This window comes from Campylobacter concisus (genome assembly GCF_002913865.1).
Lineage (GTDB): Bacteria > Campylobacterota > Campylobacteria > Campylobacterales > Campylobacteraceae > Campylobacter_A > Campylobacter_A concisus_AM.
On record NZ_POYX01000139.1, the window covers coordinates 1 to 5,513 of the forward strand.

General features: G+C 33.0%; 2 protein-coding genes. Both read left to right on the forward strand.

Features of this window, described 5'->3' with window-relative positions; genetic code table 11:
• The first annotated feature begins 177 nt into the window (after positions 1 to 177).
• Complete coding sequence (locus CYP77_RS08970; RefSeq protein ID WP_103567930.1) at positions 178 to 3,588, forward strand: hypothetical protein; 3,411 nt, start codon at positions 178 to 180, stop codon at positions 3,586 to 3,588.
• 24 nt (positions 3,589 to 3,612) lie between these two features.
• Positions 3,613 to 5,513 (forward strand): hypothetical protein (locus CYP77_RS08975; protein WP_141090847.1); only part of this gene is annotated, 1,901 nt, incomplete at its 3' end.

Consider the following 5,513-nt stretch of genomic DNA (forward strand, 5'->3'; position numbering starts at 1 on the left):
TGAGAATATAGTACCTATAGATATCTCTGTAACATATAGCTATCAATCAAAAAAATATGGCTTATTTGGCGATGAAGGAGCTGGGATAAAATTTAGTAAGAGTGAAACAAACTATGTCTTAGGTGGAAATAAATTTTATTTTGATAGCTCTAAAAACACTTTTGTTAAGGAAAAATAGTGGAAAATAGCAATAACAACCCTAAAAATAAATCTGTAAAACAAATAATCTCTGATATAAAAGATCATGCTGATATGGCGGATGCTTCTTACTCATTTTACGAATTTATAGATAATAATGAAAAATGGAGTAAATCCGATGAATTTTATAACTACAAAATACTTAAAAAGCCTAAGCCTAAGTGGGTTTATGCTGACGATATTAGGCTTGGAGATAGAGTAAATCAAGATAATGAAACCGAAACTTCTAGAACTAATGGTAAAAAAATAGGGGATATTACAACCTATGCCCTTTGTGTAGAGGCTAGATTTATGAAAGATAAAGAGATTGTTGCCCCCAATGACGACGAAAATGAAAAAGAAGATAAAAGATTAATAGATAACGATGTTAAAAATTTTATCAAAGTAAATGATAAAGATTTTTCTCAGCGAATTTTCTATAAACCAACCTCCCTATCTCACCGAACAAAGACATTTGTAAATAGATATGAGCTGATATCTCACCAGCAAAATACCGCAATATCTGGCTTTTCTTACACGATATTTAAGGATACAAAGCCTACTATGAGTAGTGACAAGCCAAGATATATCATAGCTTTTAGGGGCACGGAGGTTGGCGGTGCGGAGTTTTTTAAAGACTTGGTGCTTACTGACGTGTTTATAGCTGCATTTGCTGGGTTACCTCAGATCATATCGCTCTTTACGATGATCGGTGATATAAAAAAGGCTATCAGAGAGGATAGTGGTAGTGATGAGAAAACGCCTAACTTTAATGTAAGTATATGTGGCCACAGCCTTGGCGGGCATCTATCTCAGGTATGTTGTTTGTTTTATAAGAGTCTAAACGTAGATGAGCTTTATACATATAATGCCCCTGGCATAGGTGGTTTGGCTATCAGTGCTTTGCATTTTGTATTTAGAGTGGTTAGGCTGATAGTTAAGATGATCAAATTTTGCGTACATAAGCTGCTTGATCTTTTTGGATTTACCAGAAAAGTTATAGACAAGTGTGTAGATAAGATATATAACGGCTCAAAAAGTACTGATACTCTAATAAGTGAGTGCAAAGAGCACAAAGACGAGCTAGACCCTAACTTGCTAGAGGAGAGCGCTGCTAGCTGCAAAACTATATACAAAGATAATATACCATTTGAGATACATCACTGTGAGACTATAAAAAACACTGTGACTTGTGAGGAATTTAACATAGGCAATGACTTTAACAGAGCCATAGAGCCTACTGTGTCGGTGATAGCTGATCTGGGGTATAAACTAGGGCTTACTAAAGATGATAGGATAAACTACAAAAATACGCCTAGACTTCATCTACTTCATATAGGTCATCTCGATGGCATCTACTATATAAACTCGCACTATATGACTAGTATAATATATGCCATATATCTATACGACTATCTTTTAAAAGAAGATAAAAATTCTAAGAAAAAGGCGCTAAGTGAGGATATATCATACGCGCTAACATATCTTGATAAGCTATCTGCCATACTAGTAGACAACATAGAGGGCAATAAATATAAGCTCAGCGATAAAAACGAAAATATCAAAGATGGTAATCAAAACTATATAAGTATCATTTTAGGAGAGCTTTATCACATACTAGAGAGCCTTGGAGATGAGGAGTATCAAGAGATAATAGACAAATACTCTGCCGAAAGCGAAAATAGGCTAAGTAAAGTAACCTTGGTGGATATGCTGATGGATCTGGCGGATAAGCAAATTTATGCAAGGATAATAGACAAAAACGATATGGACGATAGCTCAAAAATACCTTTAAACCAAGTAAGATCGCTGCAAAAGATGTATCCGCTGGAATTTATACATAATGAAAATGAGCTAATAAAAGATAAAACTGATATCACAAAAACCTATACCTATGGCTCAAATCTTACAAAGTGCTATTTGCCAAAAGAGAAAGATAGCTTGTTTATAAAGGCTAAGAAGGCTCAGTTTAAAAATGCTATGTTTAGTGATAACTTTACTAGCATTTATATAAGAGACAATGGGGCAAAGGAGAAATTTAGCCTAGATAGATCAAGCTCTACGGCATTTGCTAACACTGAGGATAAGCAGCTTTATATATTTTTAAACGATAAGGATGTTGTAGACTGCGATGAAATTTATAATAAGATAGAAGATAGGCTAAATATAGAGGACATCAGTTCCTATAAGCCAAATGTCTTTTTAAACTCTATGCCACTAAGCACCGCCACCGAACAATCAGACTATCCACTATACTTTAAAAATGAAGAGAGCGGGGAGGAGGAAAATTCTAGCTTAAGCTTCACTCATCAGCCAAGGGACGAGGAAAAAGATAAGGGAAGACTAAGTGTTACATATAAAAACTCACAGGCTAGCATACTAAACTACTCACTACTAAATAAAAGTCTAAATATAGACCTAAAGCCAACAAACAAAGAGACCAAAGAGTCGCTTGAAAAGGCAAATGAGAGGATAAATTTAGAAAAGAAAAGTAGTACGCTAAGTGCTGGCGGTACTGCATTTGCTAATCCAATAATAGAAGATGACGTGGTAGTTTGCCCACATGGCGGACATGTGATCTTAAAAAGTAGAGCGGGCAAAAGCATAAGGTCAGATGATCAAGGTGTGATACTTGACATTGACTTTATCAACTCACCGATAGTTGGCTGCTCAGCACATAATCCTTGCACCAAGGTGGCATACGTACCAAGAGCGGCTCTTAGTCTAAAAAGTATGAATAACCACTATGCGGTCATGCAAGACCTAGTGCCAGCGTGCCTAAGCAACACTAGCTCACCGCTAAGATGTATCAAAAAAGAAAATAGGATAAAGCTGGCTCATAGTATAGGTAGCCCAACCTCTGAAAACGATAATGCAGCGGTGGTAAATCCAAATTTAAACAAGCCAGTGATAAGACTGCATGTAAAGGCTTTTGCTTCTCAAAGTGATAACCTTTTGGTGGCTACATACTATCTATTTGATAAAAAATTTGAAGATAAAAATGGTTTTAACAAGATCAAGCTCAATTTAGACGAGGGAAGAGACGTAGACGATAAGAATTTAAAGGCTCTTTTGGCGGATAATTATGACGATAAGCGCTATGATATCAAAGAATTTAAACTAAGATACGGGGCGGATAAGCTAAATTTGGTATTTGTTGCTCCAAAGAATTTTAGCGCACTTGATAAAGAGAACTATAAAAAAGCAAATAGCCCTGAAAGCGGTGTGGGATTTTTTGCTAGTTTGGATGAGTTTAATAGCTCTAGTACAGATAAAAACAAGCAAACTTATACAAATGTATTTTTAACCCCAACTGGTGCAAAAAGTATAGAGCTTGAGATAGCTAAAGGGCTAGATAGTGGTTATGTAAATGATATAAACACAACTAGTTTTGTAATGCTTGTTAGTTGATAAATTTAAAGAGAAGGATCGTTCTTGAGATTAGATAATACGAAAATTATTAGAAGCATAGAGGAATTGCTTTTTGAGTTTGGTGTTAATGGTGAGACATACAAAAATATAACCTTTTATTGTCGTGATTTAAATTGTTTTTACGAACCAAATGTGTTTAATGGCGAGGCATTATATAATAAAATAATTACAAGGTTATTTTCTCTAAAACAATATAGTAATAAAGCTTTGTCTGTAAAAACATATAAATACTTGGATAAGTCTAGTTTGTTTAATAAAAATATTACGAAAAAAAATAACAAGATAACACTTCTTAATTCTAGTATATATGCAGAAATCCTTAGCGAAGAGCAAGATCCAGTAGAAGAATTTGTTGATGGATTAATTTATCTTGCCAATAGAGTTAAAAACGATGACAGTGAGGTTAAAAATTTTGAGGAAGCATCTAGCATACTGGTCAGAGAATATAATACAATAGAAAAAAGACTTTGGGCTTTGTTGGATAAACTAAAAAATGCGTTAATAGATAAGGCAAATATTATATTAATTCGTGAAAATTTTAGCAAAAGAGATGAAGTAATAAAAACGATAGAAGAGAGTTTTGAGGAGATCAAAAAAAATCTTAAGAAAGCTTCAGAGGATGGCGACACTTATATCAAAAAAGAGATATGTAAATTTTTTATGAATTTTTTTGATATCACTGATTTTAAAAAATCGTTCAGCTTATTAAATATTGTGCTATCTGCGCCAGACGCATTGAAAACTACAGAAAATATCTTTAGCTCTCTAAACAAAAGAGGTTCTTATGCTTTTTCTAGTCCCGTTATGAGTTTGCTAGCTACTAAGTTTGGTTTTATACTAGGACTATTAAATACAGTGTCGTTTAATAATATCTTAGTTTTTACAAACGACGATCAAAAGCGTGGAGCATTTATAGACTTTTCAGGGTTTGATATAACAGCCACTAATACAAAAAGTAATTATGATGAGTACATCGGAATTTGTTCTGATTTTTCATTAGAAGGTGATGAAAAAAGTCTATTTGATGCAAAGATAAGTAAATATGAAAATATAGACAAAAAGAGTAATATATCAATATGTAAAAACGATAAGAATAATACTGAAGAGAGCTTACTTAAAAGGATAGAAGAGTGTGTGATTGCAAATAGAGCAAATTTTGTCTATATGCAATATCCATTTTTTAACTCTTTGAAATTTGCAAATCTTTTAAGAGACAAATCCTTAACCACAAAAGACAATACTCACAATACAAATAACAGTGGCGGTATCTCTAAAAACTATCTTGTTATTTCAAATGCTCCTTCGATACTAAACGCAAAGCTAAACGAGCATCTTTTACAAAACGTATTAAACTATAAAATAGTAGATAGTCTAAATAGAGCAGATGATAAGAAGGTGACCGATCCTAAACAACTAAAAGGCATAAAAGACTATAGTCAGTACTCTATACAAATAGACGCCAAAAACGATGAAGATCTATATCTATTAAGCTTAAGTCCATTTACAAGGGTTGACAACGATAGAATTAAAAAATTTCAAAAAGATATAGATACTTTTAATGATTTTATGCAAGATAAGCAAAATCAAATAAATACGATTATGCACTTTGATACACTAAGTGAGAACGAAAAGCAGGTGGCATATAGATTTTTAAAAGCTAATTCTTATCTTGGACACATAAATAAGTATTTCAAAAATGCTAAAGATATGGAAGAGATAGTTAAGAATGAAAAGGATTTTTTAGATGCAAGCATAAAAGAATTTGAAACTTTCTTTTCAAGTATAAATTCTTGTTTAGAGCACAGTGAATCACATGTTGTTGAAATACCTTCTTTTCAAAATTTAAATTCTATGATGAAAAAAAATGATGCTGTAATTAAAGTACCAGATATAATAGTATTATC